Consider the following 2525-nt stretch of genomic DNA (forward strand, 5'->3'; position numbering starts at 1 on the left):
CACCTTGGTGTCGCCGGTGACCACAGTAACGCCAGCAAGCCGTGCCGCACGACCCATTTCGGCCACCACCCGCTCCAGGTCGGCCATGGGAAAGCCCTCTTCGATGATCATCCCCACGCTCAGGTACAAAGGTGTCGCGCCACACATGGCCACGTCGTTCACCGTGCCGTTGATGGCCAGGTCGCCGATGCTGCCGCCGGGAAAAAAGATGGGGTCCACCACATAGGTGTCCGTGGAAAAGGCGATGCGGCCGCCGGGCACATCAAGCGTGGCCCCGTCATCGAGCATGGCCAAAGCCGGGTTGTCGAATGTGGGCAGCAACAGGTTAGTCGTTAAGCCGTGGGAAATTTTTCCACCGCTGCCGTGGTCCAGAAGGATCTTATCCGGTTTCATGGGGTCTTATTCCTCTCCGTGGTAACGGTAGTAGGCGGCGCAGGTGCCTTCACTGGAGACCATGCAGGGTCCCACCGGTGCCATGGGGCTGCACACCGTTTTGTACAGCGGGCACTGGGGGGGGATTTTCATACCGGTGAGGATCTCGCCGCAGGCGCATCCCTTGGGTTCAGGAACGGATTTCAGCCGGATATCGAATACCTTGACGGCGTCGAAAGCGGCATAGGTTTCCCGGATGGCCAGACCGCTGTCTGGTATGGTGCCGATGCCCCGCCAGTCGGCATCTGCCATCTCGAACACCTCGTTCATGACCGCCATGGCCTTGGGGTTGCCGGCGGGTGAGACGGCGCGGGGGTATGCGTTCTCCAGAGCCGGTTGCCTGGATTCCACTTGGTCCACCAGCATGGCGATACCCTGGAGCAGGTCGGCCGGTTCGAAACCGGCCACCACGCACGGCACCCGATGGGTCTCGAAAAAGGGCCGGTAGGCATCCAGACCGATGATCACGGACACGTGGCCGGGAAGCAGGAACCCGTCGATGTTGATCTCACCGTCAGCTAAAGCCTCAAGAGCCGGGGGCACGGTCTTGTGGGCCGACACCACCGAAAAATTGTCGAGTTTTTGCTGGTGGGCGGCCAGAATGGCGGCAGCCACTGTGGGCGCGGTGGTTTCAAACCCCACCCCCAAAAAGACCACTCGCTTGTCCGGGTTCTCTCGGGCCAGATTCACGGCGTCGAAGGTGGAATAGACAATGCGCACATCGGCACCGTCGGCCATCTCACGCTGCAGCGAGGAGCCGCTGCCCGGCACCCGGATCAGGTCGCCGAAGGTGGCCACGATGGTCTCCGGTTCCCGGGCCAGGGCGATAAAGGCGTCGATCTCCTTTTGCGCAGTGACGCACACCGGGCATCCCGGTCCGGAAAGCAGAGCGATGGTCTCCGGCAGCAGGGAACGGATGCCGCTCCTGAAAATGGAGACTGTATGGGTACCGCACACTTCCATGAAACGGACCGGCCTTCGGCTGTTACGGGTGATGCGCTCGGCCAGGTGCCGGGCGATTTGTGGATCGTGAAAGGCGTCGTTTTGTTTCAGGGTCATGATGGATCGTCCCTCATGAATGGTTTACTTTTTGATGAACTCGTAAATAGTCGGATTCCCGACGGCTTCGTAAAAGGTTCGAGATCAAGGCTTGCGGGCCGCGAAAGCGAGCTTAGGCGAGCGAATGGCAAATCGATCAAGATCCTTACGGCGAACATTCATGTTCCATCCCGCGTAATGATGGGTACTTATCGTACGCCGCAGTGACGAGGGATGAAGCGTAACGCAGATATTGAACCTTTTACGAAGCCGTCACTTTTGCTGCCGCCACCATGGCCTGCCCCAGTGACAGGCCGCCGTCGTTGGTCGGCACCAGTCGATGGGTGAGCAGGTCGAACCCGCTTTTTTCAAGGGCGGCGGTTAACCCGACCAGCAGCCGGTTGTTTTGAAACACGCCACCGCTCAGGGCCACACGGTCGATGCCCGTGGTGGTGCGTAGGTGGCGACACAACTGGTCAAAAAGCAAAATCAAGGTGTTGTGAAACCGGGCGCTGATCGCATTGGGAGAAACGCCCTTTTCCACATCCCGCACCACTGCCTGAATGATGGGTGTGGTGGCTATCCGACAGGGTCCGTCGCCCTCCCAGGAAAAATCGTAGCTGCCGGATTCGGCGGCGTCGAGGATCATCTCCAGTTCCATGGCGGCCTGGCCCTCGAAGGCCACCTGACCGCGCAGTCCGATGATCGCTGCAACGGCATCGAATAGCCGGCCTAAACTGGAGGTCAGCGGGCTGTTGATCTGTTTGTCCATCATGGCCATCATGATCGCCACCCGCTCTTTGCCCGCCGATCGTAAAAAAGGCAGCGGAAGCAGTCCCGCCTCCTCACCGAAAGCGGCCCTCAGATGGCTGACGGCCATGCGCCACGGTTCCTTGATGGCCGCGGCACTGCCAGGCATGGGCACCGGCGCCAGATGGGCCGCCCGGGTAAAGAAGTGGTAGTCCGCCACCAGCACCTCGCCCCCCCAGATGGTACCGTCCGTACCCAGCCCCGTGCCGTCGAAGGAGAGACCGATCACCGGCCCGTCTGCATGA

At 60.8% G+C, this 2525-nt stretch carries 2 protein-coding genes and 1 pseudogene; all 3 read right to left on the bottom strand.

Features of this window, described 5'->3' with window-relative positions:
• Positions 1 to 393 (bottom strand): AIR synthase related protein (locus QNK41_RS08455; protein ID WP_319255692.1); only part of this gene is annotated, 393 nt, incomplete at its 3' end.
• 6 nt (positions 394 to 399) lie between these two features.
• Positions 400 to 1491 carry a hydrogenase formation protein HypD gene (hypD, locus tag QNK41_RS08460; protein ID WP_319255694.1) on the bottom strand — a complete coding sequence of 364 codons (1092 nt, stop codon included), beginning with the start codon at positions 1489 to 1491 and terminating at the stop codon, positions 400 to 402.
• Positions 1492 to 1732: 241 nt separating this feature from the next.
• Positions 1733 to 2525 (bottom strand): annotated as a pseudogene (locus QNK41_RS08465) (carbamoyltransferase HypF); the annotation flags it as partial.

Origin of the sequence: Desulfosarcina sp. (assembly GCF_033791525.1) — a bacterium.
Classification (GTDB): Bacteria; Desulfobacterota; Desulfobacteria; order Desulfobacterales; family Desulfosarcinaceae; genus Desulfosarcina.

Excerpts from the sequence above, each read along its gene's own strand:
- hypD (WP_319255694.1), bottom strand. The coding sequence starts at position 1,491 with ATGACCCTGAAACAAAACGACGCCTTTCACGATCCACAAATCGCCCGG.